General features: G+C 64.1%; 17 protein-coding genes. 7 read left to right on the forward strand and 10 right to left on the reverse strand.

All coding sequences use genetic code 11. The features are described from left to right. Positions 1–246: 246 nt before the first annotated feature. The 4 genes from H681_RS03360 (at position 247) to H681_RS03375 (ending at position 5,425) form a co-directional block, all read left to right on the forward strand. Positions 247–765, forward strand: coding sequence for a fimbrial protein (locus H681_RS03360; RefSeq protein WP_015475423.1), 519 nt, complete (start codon positions 247–249; stop codon positions 763–765). 58 nt (positions 766–823) lie between these two features. Further along, a complete protein-coding gene (locus tag H681_RS03365; protein ID WP_015475424.1) occupies positions 824–1,567 on the forward strand; it encodes a fimbrial biogenesis chaperone in 744 nt (247 codons plus the stop codon). 106 nt (positions 1,568–1,673) lie between these two features. Then, the gene (locus H681_RS03370; protein WP_236620504.1) at positions 1,674–4,316 is read left to right on the forward strand and encodes a fimbria/pilus outer membrane usher protein; all 2,643 of its coding nucleotides are present in this window, start codon (positions 1,674–1,676) and stop codon (positions 4,314–4,316) included. 32 nt (positions 4,317–4,348) lie between these two features. After that, on the forward strand, positions 4,349–5,425 hold the full coding sequence (locus H681_RS03375) for a fimbrial protein (RefSeq protein ID WP_015475426.1): 1,077 nt from the start codon (positions 4,349–4,351) through the stop codon (positions 5,423–5,425). Positions 5,426–5,470: 45 nt separating this feature from the next. Here the strand turns inward: H681_RS03375 and H681_RS03380 are convergent, their stop codons facing one another. Further along, positions 5,471–6,739, reverse strand: coding sequence for a lytic murein transglycosylase (locus H681_RS03380; RefSeq protein ID WP_015475427.1), 1,269 nt, complete (start codon positions 6,737–6,739; stop codon positions 5,471–5,473). 225 nt (positions 6,740–6,964) lie between these two features. Beyond that, the gene (gene arfA, locus H681_RS03385) at positions 6,965–7,117 is read right to left on the reverse strand and encodes an alternative ribosome rescue factor ArfA (protein ID WP_015475428.1); all 153 of its coding nucleotides are present in this window, start codon (positions 7,115–7,117) and stop codon (positions 6,965–6,967) included. Between the two features lie 168 nt (positions 7,118–7,285). Between arfA and H681_RS03390 the strand changes: the two genes are divergently transcribed. Continuing rightward, entirely contained in the window at positions 7,286–7,636 is a 351-nt protein-coding gene (locus H681_RS03390) for a YciI family protein (RefSeq protein ID WP_041711706.1), read from the forward strand. A 175-nt stretch (positions 7,637–7,811) separates the two neighbouring features. On the opposite strand, the gene holA is transcribed toward H681_RS03390, so the two are convergent. From holA to leuS, 3 genes are all read right to left on the reverse strand, one after another. Beyond that, positions 7,812–8,849, reverse strand: a complete 1,038-nt coding sequence (gene holA, locus H681_RS03395) for a DNA polymerase III subunit delta (RefSeq protein WP_015475430.1) — start codon at positions 8,847–8,849, stop codon at positions 7,812–7,814. A gap of 36 nt (positions 8,850–8,885) precedes the next feature. Continuing rightward, entirely contained in the window at positions 8,886–9,500 is a 615-nt protein-coding gene (locus H681_RS03400) for an LPS-assembly lipoprotein LptE (RefSeq protein ID WP_015475431.1), read from the reverse strand. Between the two features lie 80 nt (positions 9,501–9,580). Then, on the reverse strand, positions 9,581–12,202 hold the full coding sequence (gene leuS / locus H681_RS03405; RefSeq protein ID WP_015475432.1) for a leucine--tRNA ligase: 2,622 nt from the start codon (positions 12,200–12,202) through the stop codon (positions 9,581–9,583). A 235-nt stretch (positions 12,203–12,437) separates the two neighbouring features. On the opposite strand from leuS, the gene H681_RS03410 reads away from it, so the two are divergent. Together H681_RS03410 and H681_RS03415 are read left to right on the forward strand one after the other, a co-directional pair. Next, positions 12,438–12,875 carry a hypothetical protein gene (locus tag H681_RS03410; protein WP_041711708.1) on the forward strand — a complete coding sequence of 146 codons (438 nt, stop codon included), beginning with the start codon at positions 12,438–12,440 and terminating at the stop codon, positions 12,873–12,875. A 45-nt stretch (positions 12,876–12,920) separates the two neighbouring features. After that, positions 12,921–13,682, forward strand: coding sequence for a YdcF family protein (locus H681_RS03415; protein WP_015475434.1), 762 nt, complete (start codon positions 12,921–12,923; stop codon positions 13,680–13,682). Between the two features lie 244 nt (positions 13,683–13,926). Here H681_RS03415 and lnt read toward each other — a convergent pair whose 3' ends face one another. The 5 genes from lnt to miaB all read right to left on the reverse strand — a co-directional run bounded on the left by lnt (position 13,927) and on the right by miaB (position 19,381). After that, on the reverse strand, positions 13,927–15,459 hold the full coding sequence (gene lnt / locus H681_RS03420) for an apolipoprotein N-acyltransferase (RefSeq protein ID WP_015475435.1): 1,533 nt from the start codon (positions 15,457–15,459) through the stop codon (positions 13,927–13,929). Between the two features lie 162 nt (positions 15,460–15,621). Next, positions 15,622–16,461 carry an HlyC/CorC family transporter gene (locus tag H681_RS03425; RefSeq protein ID WP_015475436.1) on the reverse strand — a complete coding sequence of 280 codons (840 nt, stop codon included), beginning with the start codon at positions 16,459–16,461 and terminating at the stop codon, positions 15,622–15,624. A gap of 20 nt (positions 16,462–16,481) precedes the next feature. Beyond that, complete coding sequence (ybeY, locus tag H681_RS03430) at positions 16,482–16,943, reverse strand: rRNA maturation RNase YbeY (RefSeq protein WP_015475437.1); 462 nt, start codon at positions 16,941–16,943, stop codon at positions 16,482–16,484. Further along, positions 16,936–17,937, reverse strand: coding sequence for a PhoH family protein (locus H681_RS03435; protein ID WP_015475438.1), 1,002 nt, complete (start codon positions 17,935–17,937; stop codon positions 16,936–16,938). Before H681_RS03435 ends, ybeY begins: the two co-directional genes overlap by 8 nt. A gap of 106 nt (positions 17,938–18,043) precedes the next feature. Next, on the reverse strand, positions 18,044–19,381 hold the full coding sequence (gene miaB / locus H681_RS03440; protein WP_015475439.1) for a tRNA (N6-isopentenyl adenosine(37)-C2)-methylthiotransferase MiaB: 1,338 nt from the start codon (positions 19,379–19,381) through the stop codon (positions 18,044–18,046). Between the last annotated feature and the right edge of the window lie 20 nt (positions 19,382–19,401).

The raw sequence follows: 19,401 nt of genomic DNA on the forward strand, positions 1-19,401 counted from the left end.
TTTGAATATAAGGAGTTACATTGGTAACTGGTGTGAATTGCTAGCGATTGTCACTTGTTTAGGGGTGATTGGTATTACCAGATAGGAAATTTCCTTCAGAGGTTCTGGAAATACCTGACTCCTCCTCGTATTTGCCCCCCAATAGAATCAGTGCAGGCATGGACGATGGTCCCATTAAGGGGCCGGTCCTGCCGAGCAAGCCTCCTCCGAGAGGCGCCAGCACAGAGCAAATCGAGGAAATTTCAGATGAAAAAGCTTCATGCCGCCGTCGCCCTGATCGCCCTGGGGTTGGGCAGCAATGCCTTCGCCTATGACGCACTGGTGAACTTCAATGGTGAGGTGACGGACCAGACCTGCAAGATCGACGGTAGCGACAGCGCCGTTACCAAGACCGTCAACCTGCCCACCGTAAGCGTCAACGCGCTGGCAACCGTCGGCGACTGGGCCGGCCGCACTCCGTTCAACTTCCAGTTGACCGACTGCAGTTCGGCGCGTGCCACGGCGCACTTTGAGCCGGGTCCGACCATCGATACCGCGAACGGCAACCTGATCAACCAGGCCGCCGCTGGTTCGAATGCGCAGATTCAACTCCTCAATGACTCGTTCTCCCCGATCAACCTGGCCACCAACGGCGGTTCCCAGACGGTGGACACCTCCAGCGGCAGCGCGACGCTGCAGTACTACGCCCAGTACTTCGCCAATGTCGCGCCGGTAATCGCTGGTCCTGTAACGTCCAGCGTCTACATGACCCTCGACTATCAGTAAGCCCCGTTCCGGGGCCCTGGCCCCGGACGGTTTTCGCGATTTGAATTGTGGTGATGCAATGCGCAGGTCCCTTTCTCGCACCCTCCTGACCTCCCTGGTAGCCGTTGCCTCCCTGTCGTCCCTGATGGCGCAGGCCAATGTGGTGATTACCGGAACCCGGGTCGTCTATCCCGCAGCTGAGCGTGAAGTCACCGTGAAGCTGACCAACGCAGGAACAACGCCCGCCCTGGTGCAAGCCTGGGTGGACAGGGGGGATCCCAAGACCCGTCCCGAGCAATCCGACGCTCCATTCGTGGTGACGCCGCCGGTTGCCAGGCTCGATGCCAGCAAGGGGCAGACGTTGCGCATTGCGTTCACCGGCGAATCTCTTCCAGGCGATAGGGAGAGCGTGTTCTGGCTGAATGTTCTGGATGTCCCGCCGCTGCCAACGCAGAAGGACATCAACTACATGCAGGTGGCCTACCGCTCCCGGATCAAGCTGTTCTATCGCCCGGCGGGCTTGCCCGGCAATCCCTCGCAGGCGGCCGAGAAACTGGCCTGGACGCTGACGCCGGATGCTCACGGCCTGGCGCTGAATTGCACCAATGCCAGCGCCTACCACCTGTCCCTCGGCAGGGTGACATTGCTCGTCGCCGGCAAACGCTTCACCAGCGATGCCGACGGCATGGTCAGGCCGGGTTCCACCATGAGCTTCCCTTTGAAGGGGCTTGCTACTCCACCAACCGGCGAGATGAAGGTCACCTACAACTGGATCAACGACTACGGTGCGTCGATCCCGGGTGAGTCCCTACTGCGACGCTGATCCAAGTATTACAGCCTATCGCTTTCTCCTTATCTCTCACGTCTTTCCGGGATGAATGTCCCGCCTGCCGTATGGCATCCGTATGCCCGGCGGGCGAAGGGGGACCATGAACAGGATCAGAAGTTTTCAACGAATTTCCCGCTTTGGAAATGCTGGGAGGCGGGCGTGCGGACTGCATTCCGCCAGGTCGTGGTTGATGCTGGGAATGCTGTCTGCTGCTGTCGGCATCTGTGCCGAAGCGCTGGCGGACGTGTCCAACCAGTTCGCTGCCTTCAACCCCAGCTTCTTCAGCAATGGCGAGGGCGGCACTTCGGTCGATCTCTCGCGCTTCGAGAATGGCAATCCCGTCGATCCGGGCAATTACCGGCTGGATGTCTATGTCAATGGCAACTGGATCGGCCGGCAGGACGTCAGGGTCGTCAGCGGGGAAGGCAAGAACGCCGCGCCTGGTTACTGCTTCAAGCGCGGCCAGCTTCGGGCCATGGGTATCGATTTCACCAAGCTGCCCAAGGGCAGCCAGAGCAGCGGCCATGAGCCGGAGTGCCTGGATCTCCAGCAGACCGTCCCCGGTAGCACACTGGATGTCGACATGTCCGAACAGCGTGCCACCATAAGCGTACCGCAGGCCTATGCAGGCCGTCGCGCGCGTGGATATGTCGACCCTGGCGAATGGGACAGGGGCGTGACCGCCGGTTTCCTTTCCTACAATGCCAACGTCTTCCAGACCGACAGTCGTGATGGCGCCGACAGTACCCAGTACTACGCCGGCGTCAATGCGGGCCTGAACCTGAAGGACTGGCGTCTGCGTTACAACGGCTCGTACAACCGCAGCCAGACCCAGGGCGCTCCTTCCTCCAGCCGTTTCGACTCGCTGAACGCCTATGCCCAGCGGGATGTCACCGCCCTGAAGTCGCAACTGACCCTGGGTGAGTACTACAGCCCGAGCGACCTGTTTGACAGCGTTCCCTATACCGGCGTCCAGCTGGGATCGGACGATCGCATGCGTCCGGACTCCCAGAACGGCTTCGCGCCGACGATCCGTGGCGTTGCTGATACCAATGCGCGGGTTACGGTCAAACAGGGTGACAACACCCTGTACGAGACTACGGTGGCGCCCGGCCCGTTCGTTATCGATGACCTGTACAACACCGGCTATGCCGGCGACCTGACGATCGTGGTGACGGAATCCGACGGCCGCGTGAAGTCGTTCGTCGTGCCCTATGCGTCGGTGTCGCAACTGGTGCGGCCTGGGGTGACCCGCTACAACGTCACCGCCGGTCAGTATCGCGACGACAACCTGCACGATGCGCCCAGCTTCGTACAGGGCACCTACCAGCACGGCGTCTCCAATCTCATGACTGCCTACGCCGGCGGGATCGTCGCCGAGAAATATCTGTCCGGTATGGGCGGCCTGGCTTTCAGCACGCCGCTCGGTGCACTGGCTGCGGATGTCACTTATTCCCAGGCCAGCGGCCTGCCGGACGGCATCGACACCAGCAGTTCCATGAGTGGACAGAGCTACCGGCTCACCTACAGCAAGCTGCTGGATGCCACCAGCACCAACTTCACCGTGGCTGCCTATCGGTTCTCCAGTGCGGATTTTCTCAATCTGCAGGACTACGCATGGCTCAGAGACAGCGACGATCCGAACCGCCAGGTCTATCGCCAGCGCAACCGTTTCCAGCTCAGTGTTACCCAGCCGCTGGGAGAGTACGGCAGTTTCTACTTCACCGGCTCCAGGCAGGACTACTGGAACCGCAGCCAAGGCAATACCACCTTCCAGGCCGGTTACAACACCGGCTTCAGTTGGGGCAGCCTCGGTCTGTCGGCCTCGCGTACGCGTAATGAGGACGGGAATTTCGACAGCACCTACATGGTGACCGTGAACCTGCCCATCGGCGCCACCTCATCCAGTCCGATGTATCTGAGCACCACCACCAGCTATTCCGACAGCAGGAACAACAGCCTCCAGACCAACCTCGGCGGCAGTCTGGGCGAGCAGCATCAGCTCAGCTACAACCTCTTTGCTTCGGCATTGAAGAGCGACGGCGACAGGTCCGGTAGCGAAGGATTGTCCGCCACCTACAACGCGCCGATGGCCGCCTTCAGCGCTTCTGCGAGCAACGGCGATGACTACAGGCAGGCCAGTTTCGGTGCCCGTGGCAGCCTTGTGGCCCATCCTGGCGGGGTCAACTTCACCCAGAACCAGGGCGAAACCATGGCCATCGTCGAGGCCAAGGGCGCCGGCGGCGCGAAGGTACTCAACAATGTCGGCGCCAAGGTATCCGACAATGGTTACGCGGTGGTATCCGGCCTGATGCCCTACCGGCAAAACGAGGTCGAGATCGATCCCAAGGGAATCTCTCCGGATGTGGAGCTGGAGGTGACCTCGCAATCGGTGGCGCCCCGTTTCGGTTCCATCGTGATGCTCAAGTACCCGACCGTGGCGGGAAAGCCGGTACTCCTCCAGGTGACCCGGGATGACGGTATAGCCATTCCGCTCGGTGCTGAGGTGCTGGATGCCGATGGCAAGCCGCTGTCGATGGTCGGGCAGGGCGGGCAGATCTTCCTCCGCGGCATTGCGGAGCAGGGGCGGCTGCTGATTCGCTGGGGCGAAGGGGAGGGGCAGAGCTGCCGCCTCGGCTACAGCCTGCCCTCCGAATCTGCGAAGGGGGCTGTCGTGCAGAAAGTCGCGGTGCGCTGCCAGGTCGTTACCCGCGGCGGCGCCCTGGCGCTTTCCGGGACCTGAGCGTCCCCATCAATCGAAACGAGGTCTGACGGATGCGTTGCAATCATTTCTTCCAACTGCCATGCAGGCAGTGGGCTCTCGCACTGCTCATGCTTGCGGCGGTTCTTTCGCACATCGGTTCGGTCCGGGCGGACTGCAAGGCGTTCAATGGCAGCCTGCCACAGAGCCTGGACTACAACATGAGCGTGGTGGTGCCAGAGGGCCTGTCTGCCGGGGCAACCATTCCCGGCACCTATCGCCCCTTCACCATCACCGGCGCCTGCACACCTGACGCGTGGGTCGGTAACGGCGCACCTCCACCCGCGGTCGGTTCCACGATCGTGGCCTGTGTGGCCAGTGGAACGGCCAGCCCCGTACCGGGTATTCCTGGCGTGTACTCCACCGGTATAGCCGGCGTGGGCATGGCCCTGCTGGATGCGTCAGGCAATCGGGTCCAGAACGCACAGAACCAGCAGTGCGCTTCCCATTTCGGTCAGCTCCAGGGCGGAGGAACGGCGCCATACACGCTCTTGTACAACCTCACCGGGGCCATGGAACTGGTCAAGACCTCTCCGGCTGGAACTCCGGTTGACTCCGGCATGCTGACCAGCGCCAACGCGGCGTGGCTGTTCGGTGTCTATGAGACGCTTTGGGTACTCAACTACAGCAGTGGTGCCTTGGCGCCTTCCATGATCTCTCCAGCGGGAAACCTGCAGATATCCAGCGTGACCTGCACGGTCACCAGCCCGAGTACGGTGCAGTTGCCCAAGGTAGGACTCTCCGCGCTTTCCCGGGTGGGTTCGGTCGCCGGAGGAACGCCCTTCAATATCGGCCTGCTGTGCAACAAGAACCTGAAGGTCGGGATCAGGATGGAAGCGGCGCCTGGCGTGACGGCGGTAGATTCCCAGTCCGGGATACTGGGTTCCCAGGGCACCGCCCAGGGTGTCGGCATTCAGTTGCTGAAAAGCGACTTCTCGTCCATGCCACTCGATCAGCGCGTGGATCTGGGCAATATTTCCGCCAACGGCCAGGTCAGTTTCGGGTATTTCGCCCGCTACCATAGAACGGGTACCACCATTTCGCCCGGGACCGTGCAGAGCCAGATGGTGTTCACCTTCGATTATCAGTGACAGTCGCCCTCCGCGGCCTACCCCATCAGGCCGTGGTTGTCGTCCTTATCTACCGGAACGCAGTCGGCCGAGCAGGACAGGGGTTGGATACCCGTCCGCCGGGAGCCCCTGGGATTGCTGGTAGGCGCGGATGGCCTTGCGGGTATTGGCACCGATGATGCCATCCGCCGTGCCAGGGTCGAATCCGCGCTTGGCCAGGCACTGCTGCAGCTCGATCCGCTCTGTGCGGGAGAGCGGCGCGTCATTCACCGGCCACTGCCCGACCAACTGACCGCCACCCTTGAAGCTATCCGCCAACAGTCCTACTGCCAGTGCATAGGACGTGGAGTTGTTGTACTTGAGGATGGCGCGGAAGTTGTCCGTCACCAGGAAGGCCGGCCCGCGATAGCCCGCCGGTAGCAGCAACGAGGCACTGGCGTGTGGCTCGGCCGGCAGGTTGCCGTTCATGGGTTGTACATCCTGGCGCTGCCATTCGGATACGGGTTTGCGGATATCCATATCGGCCTGCGCGTAGTCGAAGCCCTGTGGCAGACGTACTTCGAAGCCCCAGCTTTGCCCGCGCCGCCAGCCGGACGTACTCAGGTAATTCGCCGTGGAGGCCAGGGCGTCGGTGGGCGAGCTCCAGATGTCGCGCCGGCCGTCGCCGTCGAAGTCCACGGCATAGCGGTTGTAGGTGGTGGGGATGAATTGGGTCTGGCCCATCGCGCCGGCCCAGGAGCCGATCATGTTGCTCGTCGGCACATCGCCGTGCTGGAGGATTTGCAACGCGGCGATCAGTTGGTTGCGCCCGAAGTCCGGGCGGCGGCCTTCGTAGGCCAGGGTGGCCAGCGAGCGGATCACGTTCTTGCTGCCCATCTGCTGGCCGAAGTTGCTCTCCATGCCCCAGATGGCCACCACGGCTTCGCGGTCCACGCCGTAGGTGGTGTCGATGCGTTGCAGCGTCTCGGTGTTCTGCAGCAGCCGGTCCTGCCCGTTGCGCACCCGTGCCGGGGAGACAGCGCTTTCCAAGTATTGCCAGACGGGGCGGGTGAACTCGGGCTGGCTGCGGTCGGCTGCGACCACCGAATCATCCGGCTCGAGGCCGGCGAAGGCCGCATCGAAGGTCTGCGCGCTGATGCCGGCAGCCAGGGCCTGGACACGAAAGCCCTCGCGCCACTGAGCGAAACTTTGCGTGGGCTGCGCGGCGGATGTCGCGCCGGACACACCCTGAGGTGGTGCCTCGGCACAGGAAGACAGCAGGCCAAAGGTGGTCAGCGACAGGATGACGGCGAGCAGGCAGCGTTGGCCGACAACAGATGAAACGGGCTTGCGCATTGCTCTCCTCGAGTATTGGCAGGGGAGCGGCCACCTTAGCATGGCCACTGTAACGCGTCTGCGTTGGATGCAGAGGCGGTCGGATGGTCACGGCGGGGGAATTCCCGTATCGGCCCTGGGGTGCGCTGGCTCAGTCAAGGCTGGAGGGAAGGATGATGAGGGCGGTACTGCGTGGGGCTTCACGGCGGTGAGGCTGTCCGGCTGAAAGCGGGAGGTCCGAGGTTTTCAGGCCGCCAGAAGCGAAGAAGCCTCCCAATTGTGGGAGGCTTCGCGGCGGTAGCTGCCTTTGCCTTTGAGGGGCTTTTCCTGGCGGCTGCGGAACAGCGGTTGTGCGATCAGGGATTTGGCCTTGTTCGGCCGTTTGGAGCGCTTTGCCATCTGGGTGTCCTCATCGACGCCGGCCCCGTGCCGGCGCGCGCATGTTCTGCCTATTTGGCACGCTTGTCCAATGCCTTTGGTCAGTCGGCGGATGGGCCAAGGCGAGTTGGCAGTTTTCGGGACTACTCTGGCTGCGGCGCCTATCTGATGACCGCGAGGACAAGAACAATGAAGTTTCTTTGCATGATCTACTTCGACGAGCGCAAGGCGGCTGAGCTGCCCGAGGCCGAACTGCGGGGCATCGTCGATGAATGCATGACCTACAGTGAGCAGTTACGCCGTAGCGGCAACTACATCGCCGCCAACGCCTTGCTGCCGACGCTGACGGGCAGGACGCTGAGAGGGCAGGGGGAGCGCCTGTCGATCACCGATGGTCCGTTCGCGGAAACCAAGGAGCAGCTTGGTGGTTTCTACCTGATCGAAGCGGCGGATATGGATGAGGCCCAGCGCATCGCCGCGAAGATTCCGCCGGGCCGCCTGGGCTGCGTGGAGGTGCGGCAAGTCCGCGAGTGGGAGTAGAGCCGATGACGCCCGGCCGCGGCTTTTCGTAGGAGCGAGCTTGCTCGCGAATGCCGTCGTACCGAAGCCTCATGGAGGTAGGGAGCCTGTCGCTGTGGGGCGCCTGACGCTGCGGCATTAGACACTGTTCGCGAGCAAACTCGCTCCTACAGGTTGCAGCAGGTCTGAAGGCGCTTCAGGCCGACGGCAGGCTGATGCGCTGTCCGGCCACCAGCAGGGCGAGGCGGGCGAGGCCGCTCCAGGGGGTGCCCGGCGCTTGCCCCTTGATCTGTGCATCGATCAGTTGGGCGTCCTGCAGCATCTGGTTCCAGCGCGGCGCGGTATGCCGTTGCAGGGCTTTGGTCATCAGCGGGCGGCGCTTGTCCCAGATGGGGGGGCGGGCCTGGCTGAAGGCTTTTTCCAGCGGCACACCCTGGCTGAACTGCTGGGCCAGGGCCGCCAGCACGCGGATTTCCCGGGCCAGCGCCCAGAGGATCACCGGCGGCTCCACACCTTCGCCGCGCAGACCTTCGAGCATGCGCAGGCAGTGAGCAGCTTCGCCGTTCAGGGCGGCATCGATCAGGCCGAAGACGTCGAAGCGCGCGCTGTCGGCTACCGCTGCCTGGACGGTGGCGGCGTCGATCTGCTGACCGTCGGCCAGCAGCTTGAGCTTTTCGATTTCCTGGGCGGCGGCCAGGAGGTTGCCTTCCACACGTGCGGCGATCAGGTCCACGGCTTCCTGGCTGGCGGCGAGGCCGGCCTGGGACAGGCGCTGGCGAATCCATTGCGGCAACTGGTGCGCATCGATGGGCCAGATCTGGATGAACTGTGCAGCATTCCCGTCGATCAGGGCCTTGGCCCATTTTGTCTTCTGCGTGCTGCCGTCGAGCTTGGGCAGGCTGACCAGCAGGACGGTGTCCTCCGGCGGGCGCTGCAGGTATTCCTGGAGGATGGCAGCGCCCTTGTCGCCGGGCTTGCCAGACGGCAGGCGCAGTTCGATCAGGCGCTTTTCGGCGAACAGCGAGAGGCTGGCGCCGGCTTCGAGCAGTTGGCCCCAGTCGAAGTTGGCTTCGGCGTTGAACACCTGGCGCTCGCCGAAATCATGCTGGCGGCAGGCCGTGCGAATGGCGTCGCAGGCTTCCTGGCAGAGCAGCGGCTCGTCGCCGCTGACGACGTAGACGGGGGCGAGGTTGCCTTGCAGGTGCTTGGCGAGTTGTCCGGGATTGAGCTTCATGATGAAAAAGGGGCCGGTGTGTCCGGCCCCTGTCTGTCACTCGGCTTGCGGAAATTCGATCGGCGACTGCTGCGGCTGGGCCTTGGCGGCGTCCTCCGCGGCTTTCTGCGCGTCCGCTTCGGCCTTGGCCTTGGCTTCGGCCTTGCGTTGCAGGTCTTCCAGCTGGGCCGGGGTGATCATCTGCAGGCGCATGGCCATCTGCTGGACCAGGTCGCGGCGCATTTCTTCGCGGATCTGCGTGGCTTCCTGGTCGGAGCCGACCAGGTTGTTCTCGTCCTGTACGTAGACCTTGCGCACTTGGACCTGGCCGTTCATCAGCAGCAGGTCGTTGGTGCCACGGATTTCGTAGTCCAGGGTGTTGGTCAATTGGTTTTCCGCGCTACGCGCCGAGCTGGTGTAGCTGACGGTACGCTGGGTCACGTTCTCGCGGGCGAGGATGACGTGGTAGGGCGCGCGCGAGACGACTTTCACGCCGCTGCCTTCGAGCACCTGCTGGAGCTGCTTGACCGTATCGCCGTAGGCATTACGCGCGGTCAGGTCGACTTCCTTGAGCGCAAAGTTCGTATCGCCCAGGCCGCGCAGTTGGAAACCGCAGGCGCTCAGCACGCTGGCCAGGCCGATCAGCGCGAGGCTGGTCAGGATACGTTTCATCAAGCTTCCCTCACTCCTGTTGATCCGGGGTGCCCGTGGCGAAGGTGCCACGGGCGAATGGGTCTTTTCCAGCGTTGCTTTTAGTTGGCGACGATATTGACCAGCTTGCCCGGCACCACGATGACTTTACGGATGGTCAGGCCGTCGGTGAAGCGCAGCACGTTCTCGTTGGCACGGGCGGCGGCCTCGACTTCCTCGCGGCTGGCGCTGGCGGGCATTTCGATGTGGCCACGCAGCTTGCCGTTGACCTGTACCACCAGTTGCAGGCTGTCCTGCACCAGGGCGGCTTCGTCGACCTGCGGCCAGCTGGCGTCGATGACGGCGCCGTCCTTGCCCAGCTCCTGCCAGACCACGTGGCAGATGTGCGGGGTGATCGGGGCGAGCAGCAGGGTGACGGTTTCCAGGCCTTCCTGCAGCAGGGCGCGGTCGGCGGCGGATTCGGCCGGGGCCTTTTCCAGCACGTTCATCAGGGTCATCACGGCGGCGATGGCGGTGTTGAACTTGTGGTGCTGGCCCACGTCCTGGCTGGCCTGGCGGATGGCCAGGTGGATGGCGCGGTGAATGGCCTTCTGTGCGTCGTCCAGCGCGGACTTGTCCACGGCGCCGGCAGGACCCGCGTTGACGTGGGCCTGGGCCAGACGCCAGACGCGGCGAAGGAAGCGGTTGGCGCCTTCGATGCCGGAGTCGGACCATTCGCAGCTCATGTCCGGCGGCGAGGCGAACATCATGAACAGGCGGCAGGTGTCGGCGCCGTAGGCGTCGATCATCGCCTGCGGGTCCACGCCGTTGTTCTTGGACTTGGACATCTTCTCGGTGCCGCCGATTTCCACCGGCAGGCCGTCGGTCTTCAGGCGTGCGCCGATGACCTTGGCCTTGGCGTCACGCTCGACTTCCACGTCCGCCGGGTTGAACCATTCCTTGCCACCGTTGGCGGCGACTCGGTAGTAGGTCTCGGCGACCACCATGCCCTGGGTCAGCAGGTTCTTGAACGGCTCGTCGGAGTCGATCAGGCCTTCGTCGCGCATCAGCTTGTGGAAGAAGCGCGCGTAGAGCAGGTGGAGGATGGCGTGCTCGATGCCGCCGATGTACTGGTCGACCGGCAGCCAGTAGTTGGCGGCCTTCTTGTCCAGCATGCCGTCTTCGAACTGCGGGCAGGCGTAACGGGCGAAGTACCAGGACGATTCGACGAAGGTGTCCATCGTGTCGGTTTCGCGCTTGGCCGGCTGGCCGCATTTTGGGCAGCTGCACGCGTAGAACTCGGGCATCTTGGCCAGGGGCGAACCGGCGCCGTCCGGCACCACGTCCTCGGGCAGGACCACCGGCAACTGGTCTGCCGGGACCGGAACGTCGCCGCAGGTGTCGCAGTGGATGATCGGGATCGGGCAGCCCCAGTAACGCTGGCGGCTGATGCCCCAGTCGCGCAGGCGGAACTGGGTGCGGGCCTGACCCAGGTTCTTGGCGGCGAGGTCGGCGCCGATGGCGTCGAACGCGGCCTGGTAGCCGAGGCCGTCGTACTTGCCTGAGTTGACGGTGACGACGCTCTCGTCCTTCAGGCCGTACCACTCTTTCCAGACGCTCGGTTCGAAATCGTTGTCGGCGCCAACCTGGGCGATCACTTGCCGGATCGGCAGGGCGTACTTGTTGGCGAATTCGAAGTCACGCTCGTCATGGCCCGGAACAGCCATCACGGCGCCTTCGCCATAGGTCATCAGGACGTAGTTGGCGATCCACACCGGCAGCTTGTCACCGGTCAGCGGGTGCTCGACGAACAGGGAAGTGGCAACGCCTTTCTTCTCCTGGGTGGCGATGTCGGCTTCGGCGACGCCGCCGCGCTTGCACTCGTCGATGAACGCCTGCAGCGACGGGTCGCGCTGGGCGGCGAGGGTGGCCAGGTGGTGCTCGGCGGCCACGGCAACGTAGGTGGCGCCCATCAGGGTGTCCGGGCGGGTGGTGAAGACCTTCATCTGGCCGGCTTCGCCGATGGAAGCCTGGTCATAGGGGAAGGCGATCTCCATGCCACGGGACTTGCCGATCCAGTTGCGCTGCATGGTCTTGACCTGCTCGGGCCAGCCCGGCAGGTGGTCGAGGCTTTCCAGCAGCTCTTCGGCGTAGGCGGTGATCTTGAAGTAGTACATCGGGATTTCGCGCTTCTCGATCAGCGCGCCCGAACGCCAGCCACGGCCGTCGATGACCTGTTCGTTGGCCAGTACGGTCTGGTCCGCCGGGTCCCAGTTCACGGTGCCGTTCTTGCGATAGATCACGCCCTTTTCGAACAGGCGGGTGAACAGCCACTGTTCCCAGCGGTAGTAGTCCGGCTTGCAGGTGGTGACTTCGCGGGACCAGTCGATGGCCAGCCCCAGGCTGTTCAACTGGGCCTTCATGTAGGCGATGTTGTCGTAGGTCCAGGCCGCCGGTGCGACGTTGTTCTTCATCGCGGCGTTTTCCGCCGGCATGCCGAAGGCGTCCCAACCCATCGGCTGCAGGACGTTCTTGCCCTGCATGCGCTGGTAGCGGCTGATCACGTCACCGATGGTGTAGTTGCGCACGTGCCCCATGTGTAGCTTGCCGCTCGGATACGGGAACATCGACAGGCAGTAGAACTTCTCCTTGCCAGCGACTTCGTCGACGCGGAAGGAGTTGTGTTCGTTCCAGAATTTCTGGGCCTGGGATTCGATCTCGAGGGGCTGGTATTGCTCGTGCATGGCGCGATTTGAACCTGTACGGAAGATAATTGTGCGGCCGGGGAGGTCGAGTGGTCCTCCGCTTCGCTGGCCCCTGAGAAGACATGGGGCGGGCGGCTACAGAAAGCCTCGTAGCATACATGACCCCTCCGCGAGCCGGTAGCCCGCGCCGTTTGTCGCACGCTCGGTGTGGCGCGGGGTGGGCCGCTAAGCTTTGCCTGAGGGCGGGAGGTTTCCGCCTGTCTTGAGGTGACTGATGGCTGAGCTGCATCGCGCAAGTGCTTCGGGTTCCGGTCTGTATGAACGGTTGTTGCAACGACTGGCGCTGGCTCTGGATGAAGCCGATACCGCCGAGCGATTACGAGACGAATGCCCCGTTGAGCTGGAATTGCGCGGATTGAGCAGTGCGGAAATGGAGTTGATCCGGGCCTATCTCGATCAGGATGTGAATTGGTTGCGCGGCTGGCATGCCGCCGCACAGGAGTTGGCCTTGCTGGAGCAGGGCCCCGCACGGGCGTCCCGGCCGCCACGCCATGTCACCCCGCCCAGCCGTCCGCGGCTGGTGTCGCGCTCGCATACGCAGCAGTTGCAATGCGCGCTGTGTGGCACGCTGGTGGCCTGGAGCCGCAGCCAGGGTGTGCTGCCCTGCACGTCCTGCGGTTCCCAGTTGTTCCGCAACGCAAAGGCGCGCTGATATCCCGATGATCCGTTAGGCTTGGCACTCGACAAGGAGTCGCCAATGCCCTTTCGTTACATCCTCAAACAGATTCTGATGCCGCCAGGACTGCTGCTTCTGTTGCTGCTCCTGGCGTTCCTGCTGCGTCGGCGTTTCCCCCGTTTCTCGATCCTGTGCTTCTTCGGCGGCTTTCTCGGTCTGTGGGCGATGAGCCTGCCGGTGACGGTGGAGTGGGGCGCGCGCCGGTTGGAGCAGGTGGAACCGTTGAAACAGGCGGACTGGGCCGGGCTGGCGCAGCGCGCCGATGCCATCGTGGTGCTGGGCGCTGGCCGGATGCGCGGCGACCGTGCCTGGGATGAGGATCAGCCCGGGCTGATGGCTGGCGAGCGGCTGCGCTATGCGGCGCGCCTGGCCAAGGCCAGTGGCCTGCCGGTGCTGACGTCCGGCGGCCTGCACTATGGCACGCCGCCGACGGAAGCCTACATCATGGCTCGCAGCCTGGCTGACGAGTACGGCGTCGAGGTGCGCTGGCAGGAGGGGGCAAGCCGCACGACCTGGGAAAATGCCCGGCTCAGTGCGCCGATCCTGCGCGAGGCGGGTATCCGACGGGTGGTCCTGGTGACCCAGGCGCTGCACATGCCGCGCTCGCTGTGGAGTTTCGAGAAGGCGGGGTTGGAGGTGGTGCCGGCGCCGCTGGGGTATATCGGCGTGGACAACGCCCGGCCGCTGGGTGGCTGGCTGCCGGAGGGGCGGGCCCTCTGGCAGAGCGAGCAGTTGCTCAATGAGGCGATCGGGCTGGTGGGGTATCGGTTGTTCTATCGCTAGGCCTGGCTTTGGTTCGCGAGCAAGCTCGCTCCTACGAAGAGCGTGCCGGAGTCGGAGGGGGACGACTGCTCGCGAACCGCCGAGGATCCACGAAAAGCCGGATTTCCGGCTTGTGTGGGAGCGGACTCCGTCCGCGATCAGTCCCGGGCGCATGGCCCTCGCGAACGAAGTCCGCTTGTACGGGATTGCCGTGTAGTGCCAGGTAATTGAGAAAGGGCCTCTCGCGAGGCCCTTTTCGTTGGCATCAGCCGAACAACCGGCGTTCTTCCGGGTGCGTCCGGCGGCGGACCAGCGCCCAGGCCAGCAGCACCGCCCCCAGGATCGCCAGCGGCCAGACACGCCACTTCAGGTAGGGCGTCAGGCCCTGCATCGGCACCACTTCGCCGCGCAGCACGCCTTGCTGGAACTGCGGGATCTGCACGGCCAGCTTGCCGAACGGATCGATCAGCGCGGTGACGCCATTGTTGGTGCCGCGCACCATCCAGCGGCCGGCCTCCAGGGCGCGCATCTGCGCCATCTGCAGGTGCTGCAGCGGACCGATGGAGGTACCGAACCAGGCATCGTTGCTGATGGTCAGCAGCAACTGGCTCTGCGCCGCCAGCTCGGCGGCGAACTCCGGGTAGACCACTTCGTAGCAGATGTACGGCGCGATGCTGTAGCCCTTGGCCTTGAGCAGCGGCTGGTCGGCCGGGCCGCGGGCGAAGTCGGACATCGGCAGGTCGAAGAAGGCGATCAGGCCGCGCAGCAGGTCCTGCATGGGCACGTATTCGCCGAAGGGCACCAGCTTCTGCTTGAGGTAGTCGCCGCTGCCTTCGCCAACCACGGTGATGCCGTTGTAGTAGCGCACGCCATCAGCCGTCTTCTGGCGTACCGGAACCCCGGTGATCAGCGCGGCCTTCTTGGCGCTGGCGACGCCGTTGATCATCTCCAGGTAGCCGGTGGCCTGGTCCTTGAGGACCGGCACGGCGGTTTCCGGCCAGACGATCAGGTCGACGTCGCTCTGCTCGGCGGTCAGGTCGCGGTACAGCTCCAGCTGATGGGTGATGGCTTTCGGGTCCCACTTCATTTCCTGGGCGATATTGCCCTGCAGCGCGGCGACCTTCAGCGGCGAGCCGGCCGGGGTGCTCCAGGCGTGGCCCTTGTACCCCAGGCCCACGGCCCAGGGGGCGATGAGCAGGATCAGGCCGGTGACCAGACGCGTCGGACGCTGCATCAGCGCCGGGAGGTTGATGATCAGCGCGCCGGAGAGGGCGATGCCGAACGACACCAGCCAGACGCCACCAATGGGCGCGAGGCCCGCCAGCGGGCCCTCCAGTTGGCTGTAGCCGGCGTAGAGCCAGGGGAAGCCGGTGAGGAACCAACTGCGGAACAGCTCCAGCGCCACCCACAGCGCGGCGAAGGCCAGGGCGTCGCTGACCGGTGCGTTGTTGCGGCGGAAGAAGCGTGCCCAGACCCAGGCGGGCAGGGCGAAGAAGAAGGCCACGCCGGCGCTGAAGCCGATCACCAGGAAGGCGGCCAGCGGCCCGGAGGCGCCGCCGAAGTCGTGGATGCTGAAGTAGATCCAGCTGGTGCCGGCGATGAAGGCGCCAAAGCCATACCACCAGCCGCGCCACAGTGCCGAGCCGGCGGTGGCGCCGCGCAGGCCGAGGTAGAACAGGGCGAGGGACAGCAGCGCCAGCGGCCAGTAGCCGAACGGCGCCAGGGCCAACGGGGTGAGCGCGCCGGCGGCCAGGGCCAGCAAATGGCCTGGCAGGCCGGGACGGGTGATCCAGCGCATCGGGAATCCTTGTACCGGTTGAGCGATGCGCAAGAGTAATGGAGAGACGAACGGTAGGCTATGGGGATGCAAGCCAAAAGCCATGAGCTGACTGCGGCGGGATGTTGCAGGAAAGGTCGGAACTGATTGTAGGAGCGAGCTCGCTCCTGCACGTAATTGCCGTTAGTCCTGCAGCGGGGTGAGGCGCAGCAGGTGCAGGCGCCGGCTGTCCGCGTTGAGCACGCGGAAGCGGAAGCCGCCCAGTTCGGTGGTTTCGTTGCGCTTGGGCAGGTGGCCGAAGGCGCTCATCACCACGCCGCCGACGGTGTCGAATTCCTCATCGGAGAACTCCGCGCCGAAGAAGTCGTTGAAGGCTTCCACCGGGGTCAGCGCCTTGACGATGAAGTCGCCGCTGGGCAGCGGCTTGATGTAGCTGTCTTCCTCGACGTCGTGCTCGTCCTCGATGTCGCCGACGATCTGCTCCAGCACGTCCTCGATGGTCACCAGCCCCGCCACGCCGCCGTATTCGTCGATGACGATGGCCATGTGGTTGCGGTTGGCGCGGAACTCGCGCAACAGCACGTTCAGGCGCTTGGACTCGGGCACGAAGGTGGCCGGGCGCAGCAGGTCCTTGATGTTGAAGGCGTGGTTCTGGTCGTGAAGGATCAGCGGCAGCAGGTCCTTGGCCAGCAGGACGCCCATGATGTCGTCCAGGCTCTCGCCGATCACCGGGTAGCGCGAGTGCGCCGCTTCGATGATGGCGGGGAGGAAGTCGGCAGGCTTCTGCGTCGATTTGATGGAGATCATCTGTGAGCGCGGGATCATGATGTCGCGGACCTGGAGGTCCGCCACCTGGATTGCGCCTTCGACGATGGACAACGCTTCGCTGTCCAGCAGCTTGTTGTCGTGGGCTTCGCGCAGCAGCTCAAGCAGCTCCTGGCGGTTTCTCGGCTCATGGGCAAAAGCCTGGGTGATCTTGTCCAACCACGACTTGTGCCCATTGCTCGATCGGTCTTCGCTCATCTTTCCTTGCTCAGTGGCGTTTATTCTTCATCGGCCGCATACGGGTCCGGGTGACCCAGCTCAGCCAGCAATTCCCGTTCCAGGCCTTCCATTTCCTCGGCTTCGGCGTCGTCGATGTGATCGTAGCCGAGCAGGTGCAGGCAGCCGTGGATGACGAGGTGGGCCCAGTGGGCCTCGGCGGACTTGCCCTGTTCGGCGGCCTCGCGGGTGACCACGGGGGCGCATATCACCAGGTCGCCGAGCAGCGGGATGTCCAGCAGCTCGTCGGGAACGTCGGCTGGGAAGGACAGTACGTTGGTGGCGTAGTCCTTGTGCCGCCAGGTGCGGTTCAGTTCGCGGCCTTCGCCTTCGTCCACCAGGCGGATGGTCAGCTCCGAGTCGTTCTGGCGCTGGCGCAGGGCCAGTTCGCACCAGCGGCGGAAGGCGGCTTCGCTCGGCAGGCCGGGGGCGTCGGAGGCGACCTGCAAGTCCAGTTCAAGCATTCGTGTTGCCCTGGCTTTCGACGCCGGTCAGACGGTTTTCGTAGGCGTCGTAGGCATCGACGATGCGCTGCACCAGCGGGTGGCGCACCACGTCCTTGGACTTGAAGTGGGTGAAGCTGATGCCGGGCACGTCGCGCAGCACCTCCATCACGTGCTTGAGGCCCGAGCGGGTGCCGCGCGGCAGGTCGACCTGGGTGACGTCGCCGGTGATCACCGCGGTGGAGCCGAAGCCGATCCGGGTGAGGAACATCTTCATCTGTTCCATCGTGGTGTTCTGGCTTTCGTCGAGGATGATGAAGCTGTTGTTCAGCGTGCGGCCGCGCATGTAGGCCAGCGGCGCGACTTCGATCACCTGGCGCTCGATCAGCTTGGCCACGGTTTCGAAGCCGAGCATTTCGTACAGCGCGTCGTACAGCGGGCGCAGGTACGGGTCGATCTTCTGCGACAGGTCGCCGGGCAGGAAGCCGAGTTTCTCGCCGGCTTCCACCGCCGGACGCACCAGCAGGATGCGGCGAATCTGCTCGCGCTCCAGGGCGTCCACGGCGCAGGCCACGGCGAGGTAGGTCTTGCCGGTGCCGGCCGGGCCGATGCCGAAGTTGATGTCGTGATCGAGGATCGCCTTCACATAGCGCTGCTGGTTGGCGCCGCGCGGGCGGATGTGCGCCTTGCGGGTCTTGAGCGTTACCAGGGGGGCGGCGGGCTCGACGGCGAGGTCTTCCAGGCCGGACTCCTGCAGGAACAGGTGGACCATGTCGGGAGTCAGTTCGGTGCCGTTCTGCACTTCGCGGTAGAGGCGCTGCAGAAGGTTTTCGGCCGCTTGGGTGCGTTCCGGTTCGCCGACCAGTTCGAACTGGTTGCCACGGTTGCGGATCTCGATGTCGAGGCGCTTCTCGATCTGGTGCAGGTGCTCGTCGAACTGCCCGCACAGGTTGGCGAAGCTACGGGCCTCGAAGGGTTCGAGCATGAAGCGATGGATATCCAGGGGGGCGTTCAAGGTGCTGTCTAAGTCGCCATGTTGCGAAAGGGGAATGGTCGAAGAATAACTCCAGGCGACCGAGTACGAAAGTTCGGACGCCATCGGGGGATTCAACGGTCGATGATCAGTGAGGTGCTTCCACGAGGGTGGCGCGCAGGGAGTTGGGCAGCGCCTCGTAGATCTCCACGTCGACGAACTGGCCGATCAGGCGCGGATTGTCGCTGCGGAAATTCACTACCCGGTTGTTCTCGGTGCGGCCCTGGAGCTGGCCGGGATCGCGCTTGGAGTAGTCGGTGACGAGAATGCGCTGGACGGTGCCGACCATCCGTCGACTGATCTCGAAACCCTGCTGGTTGAGGCGGCTGTTGAGGGTCAGCAGACGCTGCTTCTTCACGTCGTCCGGGGTGTCGTCCGCAAGGTCGGCGGCCGGGGTACCGGGGCGCGGGCTGTAGATGAAGGAGAAGGAGAAGTCGAAGCCGACGTCTTCTACCAGCTTCAGGGTCTGCTCGAAGTCCTGGTCGGTCTCGCCGGGGAAGCCGATGATGAAGTCCGAGCTGATGCAGATGTCCGGCACCGCGGCCTTCAGCTTGCGGATGCGCGACTTGTATTCCAGCGCGGTGTGGTTGCGCTTCATCGCCGCGAGGATGCGGTCGGATCCGGCCTGCACCGGCAGGTGAACGAACTTCACCAACTGCGGCACTTCGGCGTGGGCGGCGATCAGCGAGTCGGAAAACTCCAGCGGGTGCGAAGTGGTGTAGCGGATGCGCTCGATGCCATCGACCTCGGCGACCACGCGGATCAGCTCGGCGAAGTCGGCGATGCGCCCGTCATGGGTCGGGCCACGGTAGCCGTTGACGTTCTGCCCCAGCAGGGTCACTTCCTTCACGCCGTTCTCGGCCAGGTGGATCACCTCGGCAAGCACGTCGTCGAATGGGCGGCTGACTTCCTCGCCGCGGGTGTAGGGCACCACGCAGAAGGTGCAGTACTTGCTGCAGCCTTCCATCACCGAGACGAAGGCGGTGGGACCGTCGATGCGCGGCTCGGGCAGGCGGTCGAACTTCTCGATTTCCGGGAAGGACACGTCCACCTGCGGCTTGCGGGTGGTGCGGGCGGCGTCGATCATTTCCGGCAGCCGGTGCAGGGTCTGCGGGCCGAATACCACGTCGACGTAAGGCGCGCGCTCGCGGATGGCCGCGCCTTCCTGGCTGGCCACGCAACCGCCGACGCCGATCACCAGGTTCGGGTTCTGCTGCTTGAGTGTGCGCCAGGCACCCAGCTCGGAGAACACCTTCTCCTGCGCCTTCTCGCGGATCGAGCAGGTATTGAGCAGGATCACGTCGGCTTCTTCGGCCTTCTCTGTGATTTCAAGAGCCTGGTGTTCGCCCAGAAGATCCGCCATGCGCGAGCTGTCGTACTCGTTCATCTGGCAACCGTGGGTCTGGATGAAAAGCTTCTTGGCCATGAAATCGTTCTGGGCTGGTT

It is taken from the genome of Pseudomonas sp. ATCC 13867, assembly GCF_000349845.1.
In the GTDB taxonomy this organism is placed as follows: Bacteria; Pseudomonadota; Gammaproteobacteria; order Pseudomonadales; family Pseudomonadaceae; genus Pseudomonas.

Bases quoted from the DNA above. Each gene is read 5' to 3' on its own strand.
- miaB (WP_015475439.1), bottom strand. From the start codon at position 19,381: ATGGCCAAGAAGCTTTTCATCCAGACCCACGGTTGCCAGATGAACGAG.
- H681_RS03360 (WP_015475423.1), top strand. From the start codon at position 247: ATGAAAAAGCTTCATGCCGCCGTCGCCCTGATCGCCCTGGGGTTGGGC.
- H681_RS03390 (WP_041711706.1), top strand. From the start codon at position 7,286: ATGAAGTTTCTTTGCATGATCTACTTCGACGAGCGCAAGGCGGCTGAG.
- holA (WP_015475430.1), bottom strand. From the start codon at position 8,849: ATGAAGCTCAATCCCGGACAACTCGCCAAGCACCTGCAAGGCAACCTC.
- ybeY (WP_015475437.1), bottom strand. From the start codon at position 16,943: ATGCTTGAACTGGACTTGCAGGTCGCCTCCGACGCCCCCGGCCTGCCG.
- arfA (WP_015475428.1), bottom strand. From the start codon at position 7,117: ATGGCAAAGCGCTCCAAACGGCCGAACAAGGCCAAATCCCTGATCGCA.
- H681_RS03365 (WP_015475424.1), top strand. From the start codon at position 824: ATGCGCAGGTCCCTTTCTCGCACCCTCCTGACCTCCCTGGTAGCCGTT.
- lnt (WP_015475435.1), bottom strand. From the start codon at position 15,459: ATGCGCTGGATCACCCGTCCCGGCCTGCCAGGCCATTTGCTGGCCCTG.
- H681_RS03425 (WP_015475436.1), bottom strand. From the start codon at position 16,461: ATGAGCGAAGACCGATCGAGCAATGGGCACAAGTCGTGGTTGGACAAG.
- H681_RS03410 (WP_041711708.1), top strand. From the start codon at position 12,438: ATGGCTGAGCTGCATCGCGCAAGTGCTTCGGGTTCCGGTCTGTATGAA.
- H681_RS03370 (WP_236620504.1), top strand. From the start codon at position 1,674: ATGAACAGGATCAGAAGTTTTCAACGAATTTCCCGCTTTGGAAATGCT.
- H681_RS03400 (WP_015475431.1), bottom strand. From the start codon at position 9,500: ATGAAACGTATCCTGACCAGCCTCGCGCTGATCGGCCTGGCCAGCGTG.
- H681_RS03375 (WP_015475426.1), top strand. From the start codon at position 4,349: ATGCGTTGCAATCATTTCTTCCAACTGCCATGCAGGCAGTGGGCTCTC.
- H681_RS03380 (WP_015475427.1), bottom strand. From the start codon at position 6,739: ATGCGCAAGCCCGTTTCATCTGTTGTCGGCCAACGCTGCCTGCTCGCC.
- H681_RS03415 (WP_015475434.1), top strand. From the start codon at position 12,921: ATGCCCTTTCGTTACATCCTCAAACAGATTCTGATGCCGCCAGGACTG.
- leuS (WP_015475432.1), bottom strand. From the start codon at position 12,202: ATGCACGAGCAATACCAGCCCCTCGAGATCGAATCCCAGGCCCAGAAA.